Source organism: Pseudarthrobacter sp. fls2-241-R2A-127 (assembly GCF_030209355.1).
In the GTDB taxonomy this organism is placed as follows: Bacteria; Actinomycetota; Actinomycetes; order Actinomycetales; family Micrococcaceae; genus Arthrobacter.
In genome coordinates, this window is sequence record NZ_JARVSF010000008.1 from 1 (window position 1) to 19,421 (window position 19,421).

General features: G+C 64.2%; 26 protein-coding genes. 10 read left to right on the forward strand and 16 right to left on the reverse strand.

Annotation, left to right across the window (positions count from 1 at the left end; translation table 11 throughout):
- Positions 1–197 (reverse strand): helix-turn-helix domain-containing protein (locus QRN53_RS04580; protein ID WP_285242839.1); only part of this gene is annotated, 197 nt, incomplete at its 3' end.
- 224 nt (positions 198–421) lie between these two features.
- The gene (locus QRN53_RS04585; protein WP_285242840.1) at positions 422–898 is read right to left on the reverse strand and encodes a hypothetical protein; all 477 of its coding nucleotides are present in this window, start codon (positions 896–898) and stop codon (positions 422–424) included.
- Between the two features lie 198 nt (positions 899–1,096).
- Here QRN53_RS04585 and QRN53_RS04590 point away from each other — a divergent pair, with 198 nt between their 5' ends.
- Together QRN53_RS04590 and QRN53_RS04595 are read left to right on the forward strand one after the other, a co-directional pair.
- On the forward strand, positions 1,097–1,642 hold the full coding sequence (locus tag QRN53_RS04590) for a hypothetical protein (RefSeq protein ID WP_285242841.1): 546 nt from the start codon (positions 1,097–1,099) through the stop codon (positions 1,640–1,642).
- Positions 1,643–1,705: 63 nt separating this feature from the next.
- On the forward strand, positions 1,706–2,005 hold the full coding sequence (locus tag QRN53_RS04595) for a hypothetical protein (protein ID WP_285242842.1): 300 nt from the start codon (positions 1,706–1,708) through the stop codon (positions 2,003–2,005).
- A 69-nt stretch (positions 2,006–2,074) separates the two neighbouring features.
- Here QRN53_RS04595 and QRN53_RS04600 read toward each other — a convergent pair whose 3' ends face one another.
- A complete protein-coding gene (locus tag QRN53_RS04600; protein ID WP_285242843.1) occupies positions 2,075–2,614 on the reverse strand; it encodes a hypothetical protein in 540 nt (179 codons plus the stop codon).
- 245 nt (positions 2,615–2,859) lie between these two features.
- On the opposite strand from QRN53_RS04600, the gene QRN53_RS04605 reads away from it, so the two are divergent.
- Complete coding sequence (locus QRN53_RS04605) at positions 2,860–3,195, forward strand: hypothetical protein (protein ID WP_285242844.1); 336 nt, start codon at positions 2,860–2,862, stop codon at positions 3,193–3,195.
- Between the two features lie 20 nt (positions 3,196–3,215).
- Here QRN53_RS04605 and QRN53_RS21765 read toward each other — a convergent pair whose 3' ends face one another.
- The 3 genes from QRN53_RS21765 to QRN53_RS04615 form a co-directional block, all read right to left on the reverse strand.
- Positions 3,216–3,539, reverse strand: coding sequence for a transposase (locus tag QRN53_RS21765; RefSeq protein WP_350224157.1), 324 nt, complete (start codon positions 3,537–3,539; stop codon positions 3,216–3,218).
- A gap of 54 nt (positions 3,540–3,593) precedes the next feature.
- The gene (locus QRN53_RS04610) at positions 3,594–3,881 is read right to left on the reverse strand and encodes a hypothetical protein (RefSeq protein ID WP_285242845.1); all 288 of its coding nucleotides are present in this window, start codon (positions 3,879–3,881) and stop codon (positions 3,594–3,596) included.
- Between the two features lie 85 nt (positions 3,882–3,966).
- Positions 3,967–4,455, reverse strand: coding sequence for a hypothetical protein (locus QRN53_RS04615; RefSeq protein ID WP_285242846.1), 489 nt, complete (start codon positions 4,453–4,455; stop codon positions 3,967–3,969).
- Positions 4,456–4,567: 112 nt separating this feature from the next.
- On the opposite strand from QRN53_RS04615, the gene QRN53_RS04620 reads away from it, so the two are divergent.
- From QRN53_RS04620 to QRN53_RS04635, 4 genes are all read left to right on the forward strand, one after another.
- Positions 4,568–4,966, forward strand: coding sequence for a DUF4259 domain-containing protein (locus QRN53_RS04620; protein WP_285242847.1), 399 nt, complete (start codon positions 4,568–4,570; stop codon positions 4,964–4,966).
- A 163-nt stretch (positions 4,967–5,129) separates the two neighbouring features.
- On the forward strand, positions 5,130–6,062 hold the full coding sequence (locus tag QRN53_RS04625; RefSeq protein ID WP_285242848.1) for an ABC transporter ATP-binding protein: 933 nt from the start codon (positions 5,130–5,132) through the stop codon (positions 6,060–6,062).
- Positions 6,010–7,302, forward strand: coding sequence for an ABC transporter permease (locus QRN53_RS04630; RefSeq protein ID WP_285242849.1), 1,293 nt, complete (start codon positions 6,010–6,012; stop codon positions 7,300–7,302). The genes QRN53_RS04625 and QRN53_RS04630 overlap by 53 nt, the downstream gene beginning before the upstream one ends.
- A 28-nt stretch (positions 7,303–7,330) precedes the next feature.
- Positions 7,331–7,771, forward strand: a complete 441-nt coding sequence (locus QRN53_RS04635) for a hypothetical protein (RefSeq protein ID WP_285242850.1) — start codon at positions 7,331–7,333, stop codon at positions 7,769–7,771.
- Positions 7,772–7,806: 35 nt separating this feature from the next.
- Here QRN53_RS04635 and QRN53_RS04640 read toward each other — a convergent pair whose 3' ends face one another.
- The gene (locus QRN53_RS04640) at positions 7,807–8,361 is read right to left on the reverse strand and encodes a hypothetical protein (RefSeq protein WP_285242851.1); all 555 of its coding nucleotides are present in this window, start codon (positions 8,359–8,361) and stop codon (positions 7,807–7,809) included.
- Positions 8,362–8,627: 266 nt separating this feature from the next.
- Here QRN53_RS04640 and QRN53_RS04645 point away from each other — a divergent pair, with 266 nt between their 5' ends.
- The gene (locus QRN53_RS04645; protein ID WP_285242852.1) at positions 8,628–9,209 is read left to right on the forward strand and encodes a hypothetical protein; all 582 of its coding nucleotides are present in this window, start codon (positions 8,628–8,630) and stop codon (positions 9,207–9,209) included.
- A 38-nt stretch (positions 9,210–9,247) separates the two neighbouring features.
- Here the strand turns inward: QRN53_RS04645 and QRN53_RS04650 are convergent, their stop codons facing one another.
- The 5 genes from QRN53_RS04650 to QRN53_RS04670 are packed head-to-tail and all read right to left on the reverse strand — an operon-like array spanning position 9,248 to position 14,939.
- The gene (locus QRN53_RS04650; RefSeq protein WP_285242853.1) at positions 9,248–10,432 is read right to left on the reverse strand and encodes a hypothetical protein; all 1,185 of its coding nucleotides are present in this window, start codon (positions 10,430–10,432) and stop codon (positions 9,248–9,250) included.
- Positions 10,426–11,715, reverse strand: coding sequence for a glucarate dehydratase family protein (locus QRN53_RS04655; protein ID WP_285242854.1), 1,290 nt, complete (start codon positions 11,713–11,715; stop codon positions 10,426–10,428). The genes QRN53_RS04650 and QRN53_RS04655 overlap by 7 nt, the downstream gene beginning before the upstream one ends.
- Before the next feature lie 43 nt (positions 11,716–11,758).
- Positions 11,759–12,670, reverse strand: a complete 912-nt coding sequence (locus QRN53_RS04660; protein ID WP_285242855.1) for a carbohydrate ABC transporter permease — start codon at positions 12,668–12,670, stop codon at positions 11,759–11,761.
- Entirely contained in the window at positions 12,667–13,617 is a 951-nt protein-coding gene (locus QRN53_RS04665) for a carbohydrate ABC transporter permease (RefSeq protein WP_285242856.1), read from the reverse strand. The genes QRN53_RS04660 and QRN53_RS04665 overlap by 4 nt, the downstream gene beginning before the upstream one ends.
- Positions 13,614–14,939 (reverse strand): ABC transporter substrate-binding protein, encoded by a 1,326-nt coding sequence (locus QRN53_RS04670; RefSeq protein ID WP_285242857.1) that lies wholly within the window; start codon positions 14,937–14,939, stop codon positions 13,614–13,616. Before QRN53_RS04670 ends, QRN53_RS04665 begins: the two co-directional genes overlap by 4 nt.
- Positions 14,940–15,039: 100 nt before the next feature.
- On the opposite strand from QRN53_RS04670, the gene QRN53_RS04675 reads away from it, so the two are divergent.
- Both QRN53_RS04675 and QRN53_RS04680 read left to right on the forward strand, forming a co-directional pair.
- On the forward strand, positions 15,040–15,873 hold the full coding sequence (locus tag QRN53_RS04675; protein WP_285242858.1) for an NAD-dependent epimerase/dehydratase family protein: 834 nt from the start codon (positions 15,040–15,042) through the stop codon (positions 15,871–15,873).
- Between the two features lie 41 nt (positions 15,874–15,914).
- Positions 15,915–16,727 carry an IclR family transcriptional regulator gene (locus QRN53_RS04680; protein ID WP_285242859.1) on the forward strand — a complete coding sequence of 271 codons (813 nt, stop codon included), beginning with the start codon at positions 15,915–15,917 and terminating at the stop codon, positions 16,725–16,727.
- A 54-nt stretch (positions 16,728–16,781) separates the two neighbouring features.
- Here QRN53_RS04680 and QRN53_RS04685 read toward each other — a convergent pair whose 3' ends face one another.
- Genes QRN53_RS04685 through QRN53_RS04700 form a run of 4 tightly spaced genes read right to left on the reverse strand, consistent with a single transcriptional unit; the run spans position 16,782 to position 19,396 of the window.
- A complete protein-coding gene (locus QRN53_RS04685) occupies positions 16,782–17,729 on the reverse strand; it encodes an alpha/beta fold hydrolase (RefSeq protein ID WP_285242860.1) in 948 nt (315 codons plus the stop codon).
- Between the two features lie 25 nt (positions 17,730–17,754).
- Positions 17,755–18,624: an HNH endonuclease gene (locus QRN53_RS04690; protein ID WP_285242861.1), complete on the reverse strand. Its 870-nt coding sequence runs from the start codon at positions 18,622–18,624 to the stop codon at positions 17,755–17,757.
- A gap of 50 nt (positions 18,625–18,674) precedes the next feature.
- Positions 18,675–18,869, reverse strand: coding sequence for a hypothetical protein (locus QRN53_RS04695; protein ID WP_285242862.1), 195 nt, complete (start codon positions 18,867–18,869; stop codon positions 18,675–18,677).
- Positions 18,866–19,396, reverse strand: a complete 531-nt coding sequence (locus tag QRN53_RS04700) for a hypothetical protein (protein ID WP_285242863.1) — start codon at positions 19,394–19,396, stop codon at positions 18,866–18,868. Before QRN53_RS04700 ends, QRN53_RS04695 begins: the two co-directional genes overlap by 4 nt.
- Positions 19,397–19,421: the final 25 nt, after the last annotated feature.

Genomic DNA, 19,421 nt, shown 5'->3' on the forward strand with positions numbered 1-19,421 from the left:
GGGCGGGAGGACGCGTCAGCCATACCGTCCTCACCCCGGGCGAGGTACCGGTCCAGCCACTTCTTTGCGGTGGCGGGCGAGCACTGGAAACGCTCTGCAGCTCGGCGCAACGTCCAGCCCTGCTCGATGACTAAGCGGGCGAGCTTACCCCTGGCCTTAGGTGTGAGGTCAGCGTTGGCGTGGGTAACGTAGGACACGAGGGCCTCCTGGCGTCGAGATGAGTGTGGTAACCCAAATCGATACCGGAGGCCCTCGCCACTTACATCACGCCACGCTGTTCACAACGTCCCTGGGAATTACACCTAGGGCTAGGAACTGACGTACGGGCACGACCAGAAGGACCGAATACGCGATCCACACGATCGCAGACAGGCACGCGATAGGGTTCTTGTCGTTCAGCACCTGGACCAGGAACTGGAATTCAAGGATGGGTGCGACCACGACGAGTTGCGTTGACAGTACTTTCCTCAGCTGAATGGCGGCCGCACGTTTCACTGCCAGGTGTACTGGCTTCAGCGTGGCCCGTCCCAGGATTTCCCGGCGGAGCTCTTTTTTGCTCCGCGGTGTGGAGTGACATCGTGACATTCATGCTGCCCATAGCCACCGAGGAAGCGATGACCTTTGAGTTGTAGGTGATGCCCGAGGCAATCGTGCCAATCACCGCCAACATGGTTCCGGCGAACACATACCACCGGGCACTGGCAAATTCGCCCCGGAACAGCAGCATTCCAAGCACAGCCCCGATGATGAACAGCAGCACCATGCCGGCCGGAAAATACAGGGTAAAATAGGTCCTGACCGCCTTGCCGAGGCCCTTGTCAGCCACGCCCTGTGACCGCCGTTCAGCCTTGGCCCACCGGTCCTCGGACTCCGCCAGTAAGTCATCCAATCCGCTCATCCCTCACCCCCAAAGTACGGATCCCAAGGCCGACCGTAGCCTCCGGAGGAGTTTTGGGGCAATGGACTTGATGGAACCTTGGGTTCGAGATCAGCCACTGACCTTGGAGTGCGCTGATCGTCGCCGGCGAGCTCGACGAGAGGACCAGGAGATTTAGGAGAACTGGCGGAAGCTCGGTGCCGACCCTAGACTCCCGACATGAGGAAGTGGGCCGCTAAGCATCCAGTCCTGTCGTCCGCCCTTTTCGCCATCCTCGGCGGCGTCGTCGTCCTGTTCGTTGACATGCTGCTGGGGCGAACGCTGGACACCGCTATCGTGAATGCAGTGTTTTGGATGTTGTTTTTCTGGGGCAGCAGCTACTTCGCTCAGAAGCGCACCCGGAAGACCAAGGCCAGACTGGACGAGCACGGCCAGTCTCTCATGTTCCTGAGGTACCCAGACTCAAGGCCAGGGTCCCTCAGCGGCGTCTGGCAGATGGGTGTGGCCACCTCTTCGCAGGGGCGGATCGACTTCCAGCCTGCCGTCTACGAAGACCTGGTCCCAAGCGGCCGAAGCCGGGCCCTCACCGGCCTCCATTCCACCCGGTCACAGCCTCGCAAGGCTGATCGTCGTGACAACAAGCAGGCCGTCCCGTTGGGCTTCCAGGTCGTCACCTTCGACTCTGACGGCGGACCCATCGAGATCGCGGCCAGCCCTGACACGCTCCAAAAGATCCAGGAAGCCGTGGAATCGGCGCCTCAATAGCCAACGCCGAAAGATCGGCTCAAGCACCTTGCCCTCGCCCCCTGCCGGTGGTTCAGTTCATGCATGCCAACACCGGCGAAAAAGTCCCAGGGCGGCCTACCGCCTGCCTCCAAAGAGGACGCCCGGCGACGAATCACCCGTCTCACGTATTGGTCGCTGCCATTCGTCGCCGTCTTTGCTGTGCTGAACCTGATCCCGAACATTCCATGGCCGTGGCGGACCGGGATGCTGGTGGCTGAGGTCGTCTTCGTTGTCGTCTACGGGACCGCTGCGGTCCGACTGTCGCTGTGGCAGCGCAACGAATACTGGCTGGAGCGGGGCAGGGACCCTAAACACCCGGAACGGTTCCCGAAAGAGCACTAGTTGAATGGACGGCATTCGATGCGGTTCGTCGTCCTTGCCCCCACAAGGGCGAGCCTACCGGGGAAGCTGTTAGAGGTTATTGCCTGGAGATGGGGAATCAGTCAGTTCGGAGATCAGCGATTCCATCGTTCGGCGTCGGTGGATGACGCAGATGGGCGCCCAGATGGCCAACCCAAGGAAGAAGCAGGTGCAGCTCACCCAGAACCAGGGACGGTCACGGTTCGAAAGGGCGAGAACAGCGCCTAGTACGGCAAAGGCTCCGAAGATGAGTGGGCCGGCCCAGATGAAGGGCTCTTCCACTCGAATGGTCTTGGTCAGCTCGCGATGCCATTGGTCCTGATCGACGTCCGCGGGAAGCCGTCCCTTGGACACCGCAGCCCTGAACCGCGTCACCGTTGGAAACCCGTGGGGCTTCTTGTTTTCCCTGGCCTGCTGCCAGCGGACGATGCCGCAAGCGGCTGCAGCCACGATGACACCCACGGCCAGAGCAGAAAGTATCCGGTCCAGCCCGATTTCTTTTCCACTCAGCAGGGGACGGGCGAGCGTAATGAGGGTGTATACAACGACGATTAGGAGTAGCACCAAGAAGATTCGAAGCCTTCGCTTCATGTGGGGCCCCCTTTTCGCAGATTCGACCACCGTACCGAATCCGGGGCCAACCGGGGATGAATTCAGGAAAGCTTGAGCATTCGGCCTACGTCCTCCTTCTGACATGGGAAAGGTACGCCCGCTCGCTGAGCGCACCTCCCATAGATTTGAGGGTTCGTTGAGGCCGGCGGCATCATGCCGGTGGAGACAGTTAGGCTGGTGCTTTCACAGCCTGTTCGGGCTGCTGGACAGCCAAGGGGGAGCGCATGAACCAGCACCAGTCTGGAGTAGTTGGATTTCAGGAAGTGGACCAGGAGGGTAACCCGCTGACGGCAGCAGCCGAGGTCCTCGTTGAGGATGGTGCCGGGTCCGGCCCTAGGTTGAACCCGTTCATCGGGGCGCTGTGGCTGGTGGGCGCAGTGCTGGTTGTCGGCGGAACCGCATTCCTTTTGAACGCACCCTTGTCTGTGTCAATGACTGACCGGGTCAGCGTGGCTTACGTACTGTTCTCCTTTGCCACGCCGGCTGTATTCGTCGGAATTCTGACCTTCCTGGGCCTCATGTTCTGGCACGCCGGGCAGTGGCAGCGTCGGCGCGGCTAGTTCGAGGGATGGGGCCTGGGCTACCTTTTGCTCGATGAGCAATTGGTTTTAGGCCGCCAGGCCGCCATTACGGATCTGTCCGCGGTTGGAGGCAGCGCATGTTTTCTTGTTTGTCCTAGCCACGGTCTTGCGCTTGAGCACGCACTCCTTGGGCCCGGTGGCACGGGCCCATACGGACCAGGACAACCTGGTGCAGGACGTTGCTGGCTGCGGTCGCGGCATCTACTGAGACGGCGGCGTGGTGTTTTGCCGGATGGCGCTGGCAGCGGGGCGACCCCGAGGAGCGACGCGAACTGGGATTCGTTCCCCAATCGGTGCGGATTGTCCCCGACAGCAATCAACAATTGGCTGGCTACTTCGCTCCCGAGTCCCGGGAGATCACAATGTAGCGGACTCCGTCAGCTGTGCGAGAAGGCTGGCTTTAGAAGGACGCTCGGAACCTGTGGATCACTTATCGTTTCCAACTTCAGGCGGTCGAGATCCGAGAAAATGACGTGATGATCTTTGGACGCCTGTACGACGAAGGGGCTGAGCGTGGTCTGTTTATCGGTCGCGGCGTTCACAGGCATCATGTCTACGTCAAAACCAGCTTCCACGCCACCGACCCGCCGTACCGGCAGCATTACTTTCTGGTTGACGCCGGAACCGACCTCAGACCCGGCCGTCAGATTGTCCAGTCCCGCCAATCGTCACCTCCCGCTTCCTGATGCTTTGGAAACGGTATGGCGGGAAAACTTGAGGGGCAACGCTATTGATCGAAGCTTTCAAGAATTAACGCAGGATCGACGATGGAAGTTTGAGTGTGATCGGGGGAGTCGTTGTGGGGCCCGAGCACGGTGAATATCCATCGGCCTTCGTCCATACAAGGTCGTTCTGCTGCTCGGCCAGTACAGTCCGGTCGGATGCCAGGGCACGTACTGTCACGCGGGTCGGGTTGCCGCTTTGGCTGACGGAGAATTCCCACGTGTTGGCGTCCTTCCGTGATGAGAAAAACGCGGCATGGGGGACGCGGGGCGGGCTCACGGTAGCGGATGGTTCTGGAGCCACCGTCTGGATAGGAACGGCAGGCTCTTCGGCCGGCAGTCTTTGGGAACATCCTTGATCGCTGCACAATTGCACTTCATCAACAGCTGTCGCATCACCTTCAACGGTTACGGTGATGGTGGTGATGTAGCCGACAGCAGGGCATGCGACACCGCATCCAGTGACGCCGGTCGTCACAAACAGCAGTATCCCCAGGATCCCCCGACCCGTTTTCATGGACCGAGTCTACGACCCCGTGCGCGTCCTCTGGACTATGGGCCTTTTGCCAACATCCCGTCCAGGGATCTGCCATAGTGGTGCAAGTAGCCAGACACCGGGAAGGGCGACGATGGGTGCATGGGGATACCTGCCGTTTGAGAACGACGACGCACTGGACTGGATCGAGGACCTTGAGGCCGGCGGGGCGCAAGTTGTCCGCCAGGCCTTGGCGAAGGCAGGGGATCGCTATGTTGAGGCCCCTGAAGGGGCGGTAGCCCTCGCCGCGGCAGAGGTTACCGCAGCAACCCAGGGCAATCCGCTCGGGGACCTTCCCGAGAACGTCACCGACTGGGTGACGGCCCACGGGGCCGAGATCACGGCTGAGGACGTGGAAATGGCCCTCGAAGCGGTCGAACGGGTCGCCGGAGACCAGTCCGAGCTGGCCGAGCTGTGGGACGACGCCGATGAGCCTGAGTGGCGCGACTCCCTCGACGACCTGGCGGAGCGGCTGCGCGCAGCGTTGCGTTAGCCAGTGCTGCAAAGAGCGGCCCGCCTGGTGCCCGGCGGATTAAGGGACAGACGACGGCGGCGGGGGCCGGGGCGTCCCTGGCCCGTGGGTGCCCGGTGACTGCGTTCGAACGAGGGCCGGAAGACCGGGGTACAGCCCGATTGCCAGCGGATACGCTGGGATCATGACATCGGGGGACGCGGCACAGGAGCCGCTGGTACATATACGGGACTTCCGGATGGACTTCGGGGACACCACGGTTATCCGTGACCTGTCCTTTGATGTGCACGCCGGGGAGACTTTCGGATTCCTGGGTAGCAACGGGTCCGGGAAAACAACCACGCTGAGGGCGCTCCTGGGCATCTACCGGCCCACGACAGGGACGCTGCACATCGGCGGGAAGGTCTTCGAGCCCAAGGATGGGGCCAGCCTCGGCTACCTGCCCGAAGAGCGCGGACTCTATAAGAAGGAACGCGTCCTGGACGTGATGGTGTACTTCGGCAGGCTCAAGGGATTGTCCAAGACCACTGCCCGGTCCTGGTCTGAAGACTACCTGGAACGGGTTGGGCTGGCCGGCAAAGCAAAGACGCGCCTGGACAAACTCTCCAGCGGACAGCAGCAGAAGGTCCAGCTCGGGGTAACCATCATGAACAACCCGGGCCTGCTGATCCTGGACGAACCCACCAAGGGCTTCGACCCGGTCAACCGGCGGCTGCTGATGGACATCATCGAAGAACACAAGCGGGCCGGGGCCACCGTCATTATGGTCACCCACCAGATGGAGGAAGTCGAGCGGCTCTGCGACCGCGTCATCCTGCTCAAGGACGGGGTTTCCCGTGCCTACGGGACGGTGGAGGAGGTCCAGGAGGAATTTGGCGGCACCGTCTACCGGGTCACCCATGACGGTCCGCTGCCGGCGTCGCCGCTGTTCGACGTCGTATCCGATGCTGACGGCCGGGCGGAACTCTCTCCGCGACCCGGGGCGACGGAGGAAAGAGTCCTCCGTGCGCTTGTGGACGCCGGCGCCGGAGTCCGGTCCTTTACCCCGGCAAGGATTTCCCTGGATGAAATCTTCATCCAGGTTTACGGCGAACAGCATGAACTGGCGGAAGGCTGAGATGGCAATGGGACAGCACAACCTTGGCACCGTCATTTCCTTCGAGTTCTTCCGGACCATCAAGAAACGGGGCTTCGTCATCGCAACCCTGGCGCTTCCGGTCATCCTGGTCCTCATCTTCGCCCTCGTCTATGCGTCCAACGCCAGCACCAAGGACACGGCGGCCGCCCAGAAGAGCGCAAAGTTCGCGTTCACCTACACTGACGCCTCCGGGATTATCGTGCCTGCTGCCGCCAAGCTGGCCGGCGGGACGGTCGCCGGCGATCCGGCAGCCGCTGTGGCAGCAGTCAAGAACGGCGCCTCGGAGGCATACTTTGCCTACCCGGCGGACCCGGCCAAGGAAGCGGTCAAGGTATACGGAACCGACAAAGGCATGTTTGAGAACGACAAATACGAGGCCGTGGCGAAACAGCTTCTGGCGGTATCAGCACAGAACCAGGTGGGCTCACCCCAGCTCACCGCCGCCCTGACCGGCGCCGTGAAGTTCGACTCCGAAATGTTCAAAGACGGCAGTGTGGCGGCCGGCGTCGGCGGAATCATCCCGCCGCTGCTGTTCCTGGTCATCTTCTACATTTCGATGATCCTTCTTTCGAACCAGATGCTGAACTCCACCCTGGAGGAGAAAGAAAACCGGGTCACCGAGATGATCCTGACCACCCTGAACCCCACCACCCTGATCACCGGCAAGATCATTTCGTTGTTCGCCGTCGGGCTGGTCCAGATGCTTGTGTTCCTGGCGCCGGTGGGACTGGCCTACCTGTTCTTCCGGGACCGCCTGGCACTGCCCGAGGTTGATCTGTCCTCCTTGGTCTTTGAACCCGGCCCCGTGATCACGGGGGCACTGCTCACGCTGGGCGGGTTCACTGTCTTCACCGGCGTACTCGTAGCCATCGGGGCGATCATGCCGACCGCCAAGGAAGCCGGAACCGTCTTCGGCCCGCTTGTGGCGATGATGTTCGTCCCCTTCTACACATTCAGCCTGATCATCTCCAACCCGGGGGCGCTGATTGTCCAGATCTTCACGTACTTCCCGCTGACCGCCCCGGTCACCGCCTTGCTCCGCAACGGCTTCGGAACCCTCAACCCCGTTGAAGCGACCATCGTCGTCGTCGAACTCTTCGTCGTCGGGATCCTGGTCCTGCGGCTGGCCGTCCACCTGTTCAGGTACGGATCCATCGAATACGGACGCAAACTTTCCATCGCCGGAACCTTCCGCCGCAACGAACTCGCCGCCAAGTGAGGCGCGGTCACGCTGCAGGGCATGGGCCATGACGCACAGTGCACCCGGTGACGGCACTCCTGCGGGCGAGGTGCTGATCAGGAGGGGTGTGATCCTCACGGGCCGGGCACTGTTCAAGGGCTGGGCCATCACCACGACACTCTGGCTGGGCGGACTGTACGTCGTGCTGGCCGCGACCTCCCAGGGGTTCCTGCTCGACCTCGCCCTCATGGTCCTGATGTACGGGTACGGCGTCGCCCTGGTCACGGGAGTGCCGCTGGCCTGGCTTCTTGGGCATGCGCTCCGGCCCATCCGCAACCAGTGGTTCCATGTGGCCGCCTTCTTCACGGTGCCGACGCTGGGCTTCTGGGCGCTCGGTTCCCTGCTCGGCTTCGGCTGGTCCATCGAAGCCCTCGGCCTCTGGGCAACGGTTGGCCTTGCCGCCGGCCTGGGCCGGTTGGCTGTCTGGAGGGACGTGGCAGTCCGATGACCGGGCGGCGGTCGGTGTTGGCGCCCAGGCACGAGTCAGTTGGTGACCCGCACTCCACCCACCGCGCCCGTCCAGGGCGTGTTTGCAGGCGCAGGCAGGGACAGGTGCGCTGAAACGTAGCCTTGTTGAAGCGTGATGACCTGTGACGTGGATCCGGGGCAATCCACCGTGAGTTCGACGGGCCAGAGGGTGACCTTGGGATTCTCCTGGCGGATGTAGATCTTAGCGTTGGGCGCGCCGATACAGGCAGCGGTGACCGTGTACTCGCCGGCCGCGAGGACTTGTTCCGTGGTGCCGAAACCCCTGGCAGGGCCGTCCAATGGCCCCTCGCGAAACAGGAGGACGTCCCCCGGGACAGCCTTGAGGAGCCCGTCCAGATCCTGGTAGTTCCGCACCTCGCGTTCAAGGACCAGGGGATCAGGTGCGCCTGCAACGGATCGCGACGGCCGCGGTGTGGCTGTGGCGTCCGTTTCGGTAACGGGGGTGTGGGCCGGATCCGGGTAGTCGTACGAGCACCCGGCCGTTCCGCCCACCTGCACCAGAAGGCAGAGGGCCAGAGCCGGCCGGCGCCAGCAGCCTTTCGTTTGCACGCTTCCATGGTGGTCGCGGCCACCGGTGAAAGCAACCGGGTACGGCGGAGGGGATGGACCGGCGGCTTTTGGGGGGCGGCACCCTTGGTCTCGTGGGTGCTCTGGCCGCCGGTCCTGTCCCTGGTGCAAGTTCCTGCCTCGCTGGCAGAATCTTGCTCTCAACGGTAGGAGCGAAGCCCAAACGGGCGCCCACGTTCCGCGCAAATTTGGCTCAAGATTCCGCCGTAGGAATCCCCGCGGGATATCCGGGTGCAAGACTGCCGGGCATGAACGATCCACGGGCCAGGATTCTCCCCCTCCTCCGTCAAGGTGAACAGTTGCTGTGGGCAGGCAGGCCGGACCCGAGCGTCCGCTTCACCGGGGCCGACGCGTTCCTGGTGCCGTTCAGCATTCTCTGGGGTGGCTTCGCAGTTTTCTGGGAGCTCGCGGCGATCTCCCAAGTGAAGCAGCCAATTTTTGTGCTCTGGGGCATTCCGTTCGTCCTGGTGGGACTGTATTTCATCTTTGGCCGGTTCATCTTCAAGAGGCGGCGCAAGCTTGCCACGGTGTATGCGCTCACCAACCGCCGGGCAATCGTCTGCACGGGTGACAGGTCTGTTTCGGATTCTCCGGTGGGCGGCTTGCCCACCAAGGTTGACCGGTCCAGGGATGGACGGCACGTCAGCGTGACTTTCGGTGGCGCAGGACTGTCGGCGCTGTTTGGCATGTACCAGAACACAGGACTGGATTTCTTCGGTCTCGGTTTGGGGCAGACAGTGGCCTTCTACGATGTGGACGACGGCGACGGCCTCCTCACAGCGCTCGATCAGGCCCAAACCGGGGCCGGCCCATCCGGGCCGGCGACCTGAGGCCCCCGGCGCCCGGCGCACGGCGCGGTACCGCACCCTCAGCGCAGGCGGGCGACAGCCTCTGAAATCGCCGTGAGCCGCCTGGTCGAAGCAAGGCCCAAATGATAGACGTGCAGCTCGTCGGCTCCGGCCGCGTGCAGCGCGCCCCACTCGCCGGCCAGGACGCCGCCGTCGGACGTCTTGGGCGGCAGCGCCAAAACGTACGCACCCACGCGCACACCGTCCGCGGAGATGGCTTGGACCGTCCGCGCACCGTCGCCCGGGCTGCCCCAGCAAGGCACGACGGCGGTCACGCCACCAAGCGTCCTCCCCAGCCGGCTCCTGCGCAGCGCCTCCACCGGAAGGAATGGTCCCGTATTCCAGGGATCCGGCGACGCATGCAAGGAGATGCGGGGACTGGACCCGGAGGCTTCGACGGCTGCCAGGCACTGATCCAGCAGCGCCGCGGACGCGTCCCACCGGACCTCCAGTAATGGAAGGAAATCCTGCGCGTTGGCCGCTGTGGCCACCGTAAGTTCGGGATCCTCTGCTTCCATGATCGCGGCGCGCACCCGGTCCTGCTGTGCGCTGGCCGGCAGGCCGCGCAGCTCGTAGGAAGCCTTGCATGCCCCGCAGAAACACAGCGACAACAGCGCCTGCACCCACGGTGAGTACTCCGCACCCTCAGTCTTTTCGTGCCTGTTCTGGTGGCTGAATCCCAGCGGGCCCACAGCCTCCAGAATGAGGCCGTCAGGTTGCCCCTGGGCCAGGACCTGGGCCACGATCCTGGCGGCGTAAGCGCGGACCGCGGGGTGCGAGGGGCACAACGCGTAGCTGTAGACCTCACCGAGTGCGTTGCGCACGCACATGCCGGGGTTGTTTCCCCCGGCTGCGCTTGAGTGGGTGAGGACCGTCCATGCGTCCACGGCGATGTTGGCAGCCCGGAGGGCCGATGCGGCCTCACCGAACGAGTTGTCCGTCCCTGTCCAGTTCCTGGCACTGCCGGGGACCAGGGGCCCGCCGGCGAAAGCGTCAGCGGCGGGAACGTAGAGTGCGGCCGAATGGGCATCCACCACACGGCGGCCGGGGTGCCGCGGCGTGCCCGCCCGCACCGAATGGTAGGCCGCCGCAAGCGCCACGCGGTCAACTCCGCTGTCCTTGATCCACTCAACGGCCGCGGGGCCACCCAGTACGTCCCAAGGATAAAGGTAGCCGGTGACCTGCGGCGCCTGCGTGCCTACCACCGGGGGAGGTCCGCCGTGAACTCAGGAACGAAGCGCTGCATGTAGCCGGTGTCATCCCGGGCCGTCATGCGGGCGTCCAAGTACTGCTGGTGCAGTTCGGCCAGCTTGATCCGGTCCAGTTCCACGCCCAATCCGGTACCGGTGGGAACACGGACGCTTCCGTCCACGAAGCGCAGGACGCCGGGCTTGACCACATCGTTGTGCCCGTTCCAGGGATAGTGGGTGTCGCAGGCGTAGGTCAGGGCCGGGGTAGCCGCTGCCACGTGCACCATGGCGGCGAGGCTGATGCCCAGGTGGGAGTTGGAATGCATGGACAATCCTATTCCGAAGGTCTCGCAAATGGCCCCGAGCTCCCGGGTGTGGCGCAGGCCGCCCCAATAGTGGTGGTCGCCCAGGATGACCTGGACGGAGTCCAGTTCGACGCTGCGCTTGATGTGCTCGAAGGCAACAACGCACATGTTCGTGGCCAGGGGCATGCTGGCTGCCGCGGCCACCTGCCCCATCCCCTCAAGTCCCGGCGTCGGATCCTCAAGGTACTCCAGCAGGCCTTCGGTTTCCCGGGCAACCCACTGGGATGTTTCCACCGTCCATGCAGTATTCGGGTCGAGCCGCAGCGGCATGTCAGGGAATGCCTCGCGCAGCGCCCTGATGGCTTCGATTTCCTGCGACGGCGGGAAGACTCCGCCCTTGAGTTTGATGGACTTGAACCCGTAATCGGCGATCATCTTTTGTGCCTGCCGGACAATGCCTGCAGGGTCCAGTGCCTCGCCCCACTCGTCGCCGATGGCTGGTTTGCCATCCATGGCCGGATGTTCGGCCCATTTGTAGAACAGGTAGGCGCTGAAGGGAACCTCGTTGCGGACGGTGCCGCCCAGCAGTTCGCTGACAGTCCGGCCTGTGGCGTGTCCCTGGATGTCCAGCGCGGCGACCTCGAAGGCGGAGAAGACGGCGGCGCGTTCGAACGCCGAGAGGGACGGGTCCAGGGCCTGGTTGATCAGCTGTTCCATCCGGGTGGTCTCGAAGACATTGACGCCCTTGATGGCGTTGGCCCCGACCGCCAGGTTGTCCAGCCGGCTGCGGCCGCCGGCGCATTCGCCCAGTCCCAGCAGGCCGTTGGCTGTCCGGACCTCGATGACCACCCGGTGGACCAGGGGTTCGTGCACCCCGACGGCGTTCAGCAGCGGCGGGTCAGGGAAGGCGATGGGGGTGATGGTGATGTCCGTGATGATCAGGTCCGCCGCGGTGGGCGTGGACGCGGCCTGGACCGTGGTGCTGGTTTTCATTGAACTTCTTTCGTGGAATGGGCGGGGGAGTGAGCGGTTCGCCCTATCCCTTGGTGGCGCCCGAGGTGATGCCGCGGATCATGGAGCGTTGCAGGAAGAGGTAGACCAGGAGGCTTGGAATCATGGCCATCAAGGCGCCCGCCAGCAGCACTCCGGGTCCCACCGTGGTGTCATTGCGGAGCACCGAGAGGGCGACGGTCAGGGTGTAGTTGCTGGGGTCGTTGGCGGCGATCAGGGGCAGCAGGTACTGGTCCCACACCATCATGAAGCCGAAGATTCCGATCACGCCGAGGGCGGGTTTGCAGAGGGGGAGGATGATGGTGAACAGCATCCGGAATTCGCCCACCCCGTCCAGCCGGGCGGCCTCTTCGATCTCGCCCGGGATCTCCTTCATGAATTCACTCATGATGAAGATGGAGAAACCCCAGATGCCCACCGGGAGGATGACGGCCAGGACGGAGCCGCGCAGGCTGATGCCCAGCAGCGGCAAGTCTCCCAGGACCAGGGACAGCGGAATGCCGATGATCTCTTCCGGCAGCATCATGGTCAACAGGACCAGCAGCAGCACCAGTGCCTGTCCCCGGAACTTCTTCCGGCTCAGGCTGTAGGCGGCGAAGACGGAAACTGTCATCTGCAGCAGGAGTCCGCCGCCGGCCACCACCAGGGAGTTCAGCAGGTACCCCCACAGCCCTTGCTGCGTGGCGGCTTCAAAGTTCCGCAACGTGAAGCTCTTGGGCAGCAGTGATATGTCCGTGGGGCTGGAATTCCGGTCAAAGGCTCCGGAAATGATGGCTACGAAGGGGAGCGCAAAGATACAAAAGACGAGCACGCAGAGCAGGATGCGGAGGACCATGTTCGGTCCCAGCCGGGGAGACCAGCCAAGGGCGGTGTCGAACCGGGCGCCCGCGGACGGTTTGGCTGCGCGCGCTTTGGGGCGGGAAATGGTTTGCGTCATCGTGCTGCCTTCCTTTTGCCAAGAAGCTGCGTTCCTACGGTGAGCAGCAGGGTGACCACCAGCAGGAGGACGGCCGCTGCCGACGCCACGCCGATGTCATTGCGCTGGAATCCGAGTGAGTACATGCGCGTCATCCAGACTTCGGTGGACCCGGCGGGGCCGCCGCCGGTGAGCACGTAGACCTCGGTGAAGCTGCGAAGGCTTCGGATGGCGGCAAGGGTCAGGACAATAACCAGCGACGGGCGCAGGGCGGGCAGGGTGATGTACCGCAGCCGCTGCCAGATGCTGGCGCCGTCCACTCCGGCGGATTCGTAAAGCGAACGGTCCACGCCGGTGAGGCCGGCCAGGATGATCACCATGTTGTAGGGCGCACCGCTCCAGATACCGACGACGGCGATGGACCACAGTGCCGTGTCCGTGCCGTTGAGGAACTGCATGGGACCGAGTCCCAGCCAGCCCAGGATGCTGTTCAGCGGTCCGTCAGCGGTGGGAAAGTACAGGATCCGCCAGATTTCGCCTACGACGGCCAGGGCCGTGACGACGGGAAGGAAGATGGTGGTGCGAAGGATCCACAACGACCGGGCCTGCCCTTCCAGAAGCAGGGCCAAGGCAAACCCGACCACCAGTGCGCCCAGTGTCTGGGTCACGCCGAGGACCACGGTGTGGCCCAGGGCTTCCATGAACCGGGAATCTGTCAGCACGCTGACGTAGTTGTCCAGGCCGACAAACACGTCGCCCAGGAACGGCTGGACCTTGAAGAAGCTCAGCCGGATGCCCTCGACCATGGGGATGAACTTGAAGTAGAGGCCCAGGACGGCCGCCGGCACCAGGAAGAGCCAGATGGCCAGGAGTTGCTTGCTGTTGCGGAGCTTCCTGCGAGCCGGTGCCTGGCCGGTATCCGGGGCCCGGGTCAGCGACCGTGCTGGTTTGGTTGGGGCAGTGGTCATGACTTCGCGTTCTGGCTTGTCAGTTCGTTGTTGATGGCGGTGTCAAGGTCCTTGAGTCCGGAGGCAACATTGTCTGCAGCGCAATCGGAGGCGATCTTGTTCAGCGCTTCAGCGGCGGCCTGCTTGATCGGGACGAAGTTGATGGCGGACGGGAACGACTTCGATGAGTTCTTCAACGCATCCTGGACCACGGTCCAGCGCGGATCGTTGTAGACGGCGGCGGCGTCGACGCCGGAGTTCACCGGAACCCGGACGATCGGCTGCTTGCCGGCGGTCATGCCGGCCTTCTGCCCGTCGGGTGAAACGAGGAAGTCGATGACCTGCTTGGTCTGGTCCTTCTTGCCATTGGTGGCAGTGACGTAGATGTTTTCACCTTCCGCCAGGACGGTGTTGTCCTTGCTGCCCTTCGGGGTTTCGATGACCTCGTACTTGTCCTTGCCGAGCGAAGCATCGAACGACGAGAAGTTATAGGGACCGGTCAGGATGATGCCCGTTTTACCGGTCTGGAAGAAGGGGGTTGCGGCGCTCGTGGCAGCCGTGAGGGCACCCGGCTGGGTATTGCCCGGGGTGCAGAACTGCTGCTTGATCCAGGTGACTCCCGCCTGCGCTCCGGATGCGGAGGCGGAATACTTCCCGTTGCCGTCGTCCTTAAGGTAGGCCCCGCCGTCCTGCCAGAGGTAGGAGGAGGCCCACCAACCGAAGTAGCCGCGCTCCGTGGATCCGGGAACAGTCATGCCATAGGTGTCGGCCTGGCCGTTGCCGTCCGGATCCTGCGTGGCAAAAGCAGCAGCCAGCTTCGCCAAGTCCTCCTGCGTCTTGGGAACGGGCAGGCCAAGCTTTTCGCGCCAGTCCTTGCGGATCAGGGTCACCATGGTCTGGCGGGAGAACGGAACGCCGTAGGTGGATCCGTCCAGGCCCTGGGTTTCCTTCCACAGGGAATCAGGGATCGCGTCGTTGCCCGCGACGGACGACTTATCGATTTTCTGCAGGTAGCCCTGCGATGTGTAATTGCCCAGGGCCGCGGAGTCGTTAATGACGATGTCCGGCAGTTTCTTGGACGCCGCGCGGGTTTGGAGCTGCTGGTCCAGGTCCGGGACGCCCTGGAAGTTGACCTGCACACCCGTCTTGGCTGTGAACTCCTTGAACAGTGCGGAGTAGGTGGTGGCGGCATCGGTGCCCGCACGAGCCCACACCTCGATGGGTTGTCCATCATCCTTCGCCGCCGGTGCCGAGGATCCGCTGCCACAGCCGGTCAGCAAGGCAGCCGAAGCGAGGGACAGCGCCAGCGCGGCCCGGGAGCGGGACTTCAACTTCGAATCCACTCTGATTCTCCTTTTTACATATATAAATAACTGTTACCATGTGAAACGTACTTCATGAGAGTATGATCATGGTCACAGGCTGTCAACCACTGGAGGAAACTTGGCCGCAACATCAACTCCCCCCACTGTTGCCGTCACGGGGGGTGCCGGAATGATGGCCACGCTGCTGCGGCCCTACCTGGCCGACGCCGGCTACGCTGTCCGTCTGCTGGACCTGGTGGAGGCCCCCCAGCCCCGCGCGCATGAGACGGTATACGTGGGATCGGTGACGGACCCCGACTTCATGAACGCGGCCCTGGCAGGCGTTACCGGGGTTGTGCACTGGGGCGGCCTGCACCGCGAGAAGACCTGGGAGGAGCTTGTGTCCACCAACATCACGGGCACCCAGGTGACGCTTGAAGCGGCCCGCCGCAACGGCGTCGAACGCGTCCTCCTGGCCAGCTCCACGCATGCTGTGGGCTTCCATCCGACGCACGCGGCTGCGGGCAATACTGTCCTGGCGCCGCGACCGGACACCTATTACGGCGTCAGCAAAGCCGCCGTAGAGGCGCTGGGCAGCCTGTATGCAGACAAGTTCGGCATGAAGGTGGTCAGTGCGCGGATCGGGACCGGAGGTGAACGGCCGGGTAACGTGCGGACGCTCGGTTCGTGGCTCTCCCCGGCCGATTCCTTCCGCCTGGTCGAGGCGGCCCTCAGCGATGCGGGTGCCCCGGGGCACCATGTCGTGTGGGCGGTATCTGACAACACCCGCGGGTGGGCGAACCTGGAAGCCGGCCGTGCCATCGGATTTAAGCCCCGGGACAACGCGGAGGTATTCGCCGGTGACGTTGACACCGCGACTCCCGACAATTGGGCGGCACTCCTTGGCGGCGCCTGGGCCGGCAGTGACCATAAGCTGGGAATAGACAACTACCCGCACCTGGCTGCCAAGTGAACGCGCGGCATGCCGGAGCTGCGGCGACAGGGGGAGCACAGGTGGCATCACTCGGGGTACAGGAGAGTCCGCGCGGGGAGGCGCCCGGCGGCGACGTGAAGCTGGTGAAGTCCGCCGAGCGGACCATCGCGATCCTCGAACTGGTGGCGGCGGCCCCGCAACCGCTGACCACCGCGGAGATCTTCAAGCTGACGGGATATCCGCGCTCCAGCCTGCACTGGCTCCTGCTGACCCTGCTTGAGCTCAACTGGATCGAGCAGACACCGGAAGGCGCCTACCGGATCGGCACGCATGCACTGCTGTGTGGCACCGCCTACCTTGACCGGGATCCTGTGATGGGACATGTCCCCGGCGTCCTCGAGAAGGTCCGCAATGCGACCACCTTCACCACCCACTACGCCCGCCTGGACCGTTCGGATGTGATCTACCTGGCCACCCGGCAGGCAGTGGACCGCCGCCGGCTTTCTTCCCGGGTGGGCCGCAAGCTGCCGGCCCAGGTGACGGCGCTGGGAAAGGCCATTCTGTCCGAATACACCGATGAAGAGGTGCGGCAGCGGATTGGCACGGGACCTTACGCGCCGCTGACCCCCAACACCGTGGCCGACTTTGCTGCGCTGCAGGCAGAGCTGACCGAGTTCAGGAAAACCGGGCATGCAGTGGAGTGGGAACAGAACACGGTTGGCCTGTGCTGTGTCAGCGTGGTGGTCCCGTACCGAATCCCCGGCACGGATGCCATAAGTTGCTCCATGCCGATCGAGCTTGCCACCGATGACGTCATCGCAAAAACCGTGGAGACCCTGCACGCAGCGGCTGGGGAGCTGGCCCGGACCCTGCGCGCGGCCGGCATCCGTTAATGCAGCCCTGCGGCACGGCTGCTGTTTGACGGGCAGGAGGCAATGAGCCGGACGTTACGCTTCCCCGGCCTTGGCGTACAGGGCCAGCAGGTCGCGGCTGAACTCGTGCGGAGACGTTTCGCAGGGGCTGTGGCCACCCCGGTACACCCCAATGCGGGCCTTGATGGCCTGGGCGAACTGACGGTGCAGGCTTAGCGGCCACAGGTCATGCTCGCCGACCGCCACGAACTTGGGGAGGGATGACTCCGCCAGCTCACGCCGGACATCCGGAACGCGCTGCATGAGGGTGTAGATGTCCCGGACCGAGGCGCGGCGGGTGAACCGGAACCGGTAGTTCACGAACCGTTGCCTGCCCCGTGGGACCCGCGCCACCCGGCCGCTGCGGATGCCCCAGATCAGCAGGGCGGCCCCTGCCCGGCCGTTCACCCAGGTGCTGAACCGGCCGATCCTGCTCACCGCCTTGAAGCTCTGCCCCGGCTCAGGGGGACAGCCCAGCAGTGTCAGGGACCGGAAGAGTCCGGGCCGCTCCACACAGGCAAGCTGGGCAATGATGCCCGCGAATGAGTACCCCACCACATGAACAGGCGTGGCCGTTGTCTCCAGGACGGCAACGAAGTCATCCACGAACAAGCGGTAGTCATAATGGCTGCGGGGCGGAACCAGGTTCTCCGGGCCCGCTTTGGCTGACTGGTATTGGCCGGCAAGGTCGTAGGCCACAACAAAGTAGCCGGCCGCGGCGAGGTCCGGCATCATCAGGGAGAAGTCCTCCTTCGAGCCTGTGGCGCCGGGGACCAGCACGACGCACGGGTCACCCGGATCGCCCAACGCCATGGCGGCAAGCTTGCCGCTGGGTGCGTCGATGCTGAAGCGTACTGAGCCTAATGGCGGGACTGCCCAGTCGACGTCGCCCAACGCCGCATCCAGCAGTGCGGCCGCGTCCACCCGGGCACGGCCAAGCTCTTCGGGATTGTCCCCGTGCTCGCTCCTGCCAAGCGTTGCCATGGTCCCAACATAGTCCTGCGAAACCCTACGCCGGGCCGCTTCCAAGGATCCGCCGCGCATCCGCCTGCGCCTGGAGTTCGGACGGGCCGGCCACGTGGCCCGTCACGTGGCCGGAAGCGGCGGCCATGGCACGCAGTTCGGCGACCGTCCGGGGCGGGTTCTCACTGTGCGCGACCGTGTGGCAGTTCCGGCACAGCGGGACGAGATCGGCAACCGGATCAAGCTGGTAACCGTTGCCGAGCATCTCCGCCGGAACCAGGTGGTGCACGGCGACCATGGCAGTGCCGGCCTCACCGTAGGCGGCCTCGAAGGAAAAGCCGCAGGCCGAGCAGGAGGTGCCGTGGAAGGCCAGGCACAACCTGCGCGCATCCGGGTCCCGCTCGTAGCGGTTTACCTGGGCATGGCGGACGGCCTCCGGGGGAAAGGTTCCGCCTGGCAGTTCATCGGGATCCGGCGTCGCCGGACCGTGGTCACGCCACAACCTGTGAAGGGCGGCCTCGGACGCCGGTGGCACCGACAGCAGGGACCGTCCGGACATGTCGGCGGGGAATTCCTCCGGAAGGACCGCTTCGATGACGCCGGGGCCGGTTTCTTCGCCAAGGGGCAGCAGGGAATCGAAAACCACGGTGATGAACCAGCCGGCGTCAGCGGCATTGCCGTCTGCGGGGACCAGGCAGGGCTCGGACAGCACCAGTCCGTGGCCAATCAGGCCATTGCCCTGGCTTTTGCTGCGGCACAGCACCAGCCAGGCTTCAGTTCCCGGGCCTGCTGCCGGCCGGGAATCGAGGTTCCAGCGGTCCACGAACCGGCCGTACGTCGCTACCTGTTCGACGGCGGAATGGTAGTTCCGGCGGCGCAGGGAATCAGCGTCCGCGGCCAGTATTACAGCAGCCACCGCGCACCTGACCCGGGCGCGCGTCGCAGGCCCCCACCGTGCAGCGGGATTTAGATCGGTTCCTTGGCCAGCGCCTTGGTTTTGGCGGGTGTTTCGCGCCCAAGCCGTTCATCGAGCGTGACCCGGAGCCTGGCTGCAGCGACCTGGACGCGGTGCTCGGCCGGGGTGGCTTTCTTCTGGCCGGATGCGGCAGCGGTGTTTCGGGGGACGTGGACATAACCGTGTTCAGGCGACGTCGCGCTCATGGTCCAACCTCCCTGGTACTGTCTTCATCCGTCATTCCATTCTCACCCAAGTCGGCGTGGCCGTCCACGACGGCCCGTTCCTGCCCGGAGCCCGTGTCGGTCTCGGCGTCGTCCCCATTCTCGTCCCCGGACACACTCTTCCAGGCAATATCGAACAACTCGAGCTCCTCGGTGCGCGCAAGCTCGCTCCTGGCCAGCACTTCCAAGGTGGCAAGCCCCAGGGCTTTTGTTCCTTCATCCGGGTCCAACGCCCTGTCCAGGGCCCACTGGGTCCGTCGCCACCATTCGGCCCGGCTGTCCGCCGCAGTCTTCTGCTGCAGGGCGTTGGCGTCCGCTTCGCGCTTTTGGTCCAGGGACGTCTTGTCCGCGGCGGTCCGCTGCTTCAGCGTCCGCCAATTGATGTAGAAGGCCAGCAGTGCCGCGATGAGTACGGCCAGCGGACCGAGTCCGGCAAGGATGACCCACCAGTCAGCGGGCCCGGAATGGACGACGACGTCCAGCGCGCCGGGGGAGGGTACAGGGGTCACCAGACCAGCTTAGGCGGCGGTACGG

Excerpts from the sequence above, each read along its gene's own strand:
- QRN53_RS04585 (WP_285242840.1), bottom strand. The coding sequence starts at position 898 with ATGAGCGGATTGGATGACTTACTGGCGGAGTCCGAGGACCGGTGGGCC.
- QRN53_RS04590 (WP_285242841.1), top strand. The coding sequence starts at position 1,097 with ATGAGGAAGTGGGCCGCTAAGCATCCAGTCCTGTCGTCCGCCCTTTTC.
- QRN53_RS04595 (WP_285242842.1), top strand. The coding sequence starts at position 1,706 with ATGCCAACACCGGCGAAAAAGTCCCAGGGCGGCCTACCGCCTGCCTCC.
- QRN53_RS04600 (WP_285242843.1), bottom strand. The coding sequence starts at position 2,614 with ATGAAGCGAAGGCTTCGAATCTTCTTGGTGCTACTCCTAATCGTCGTT.
- QRN53_RS04605 (WP_285242844.1), top strand. The coding sequence starts at position 2,860 with ATGAACCAGCACCAGTCTGGAGTAGTTGGATTTCAGGAAGTGGACCAG.
- QRN53_RS04615 (WP_285242846.1), bottom strand. The coding sequence starts at position 4,455 with ATGAAAACGGGTCGGGGGATCCTGGGGATACTGCTGTTTGTGACGACC.
- QRN53_RS04620 (WP_285242847.1), top strand. The coding sequence starts at position 4,568 with ATGGGTGCATGGGGATACCTGCCGTTTGAGAACGACGACGCACTGGAC.
- QRN53_RS04625 (WP_285242848.1), top strand. The coding sequence starts at position 5,130 with ATGACATCGGGGGACGCGGCACAGGAGCCGCTGGTACATATACGGGAC.
- QRN53_RS04630 (WP_285242849.1), top strand. The coding sequence starts at position 6,010 with ATGAAATCTTCATCCAGGTTTACGGCGAACAGCATGAACTGGCGGAAG.
- QRN53_RS04635 (WP_285242850.1), top strand. The coding sequence starts at position 7,331 with ATGACGCACAGTGCACCCGGTGACGGCACTCCTGCGGGCGAGGTGCTG.
- QRN53_RS04645 (WP_285242852.1), top strand. The coding sequence starts at position 8,628 with ATGAACGATCCACGGGCCAGGATTCTCCCCCTCCTCCGTCAAGGTGAA.
- QRN53_RS04655 (WP_285242854.1), bottom strand. The coding sequence starts at position 11,715 with ATGAAAACCAGCACCACGGTCCAGGCCGCGTCCACGCCCACCGCGGCG.
- QRN53_RS04660 (WP_285242855.1), bottom strand. The coding sequence starts at position 12,670 with ATGACGCAAACCATTTCCCGCCCCAAAGCGCGCGCAGCCAAACCGTCC.
- QRN53_RS04665 (WP_285242856.1), bottom strand. The coding sequence starts at position 13,617 with ATGACCACTGCCCCAACCAAACCAGCACGGTCGCTGACCCGGGCCCCG.
- QRN53_RS04685 (WP_285242860.1), bottom strand. The coding sequence starts at position 17,729 with ATGGCAACGCTTGGCAGGAGCGAGCACGGGGACAATCCCGAAGAGCTT.
- QRN53_RS04695 (WP_285242862.1), bottom strand. The coding sequence starts at position 18,869 with ATGAGCGCGACGTCGCCTGAACACGGTTATGTCCACGTCCCCCGAAAC.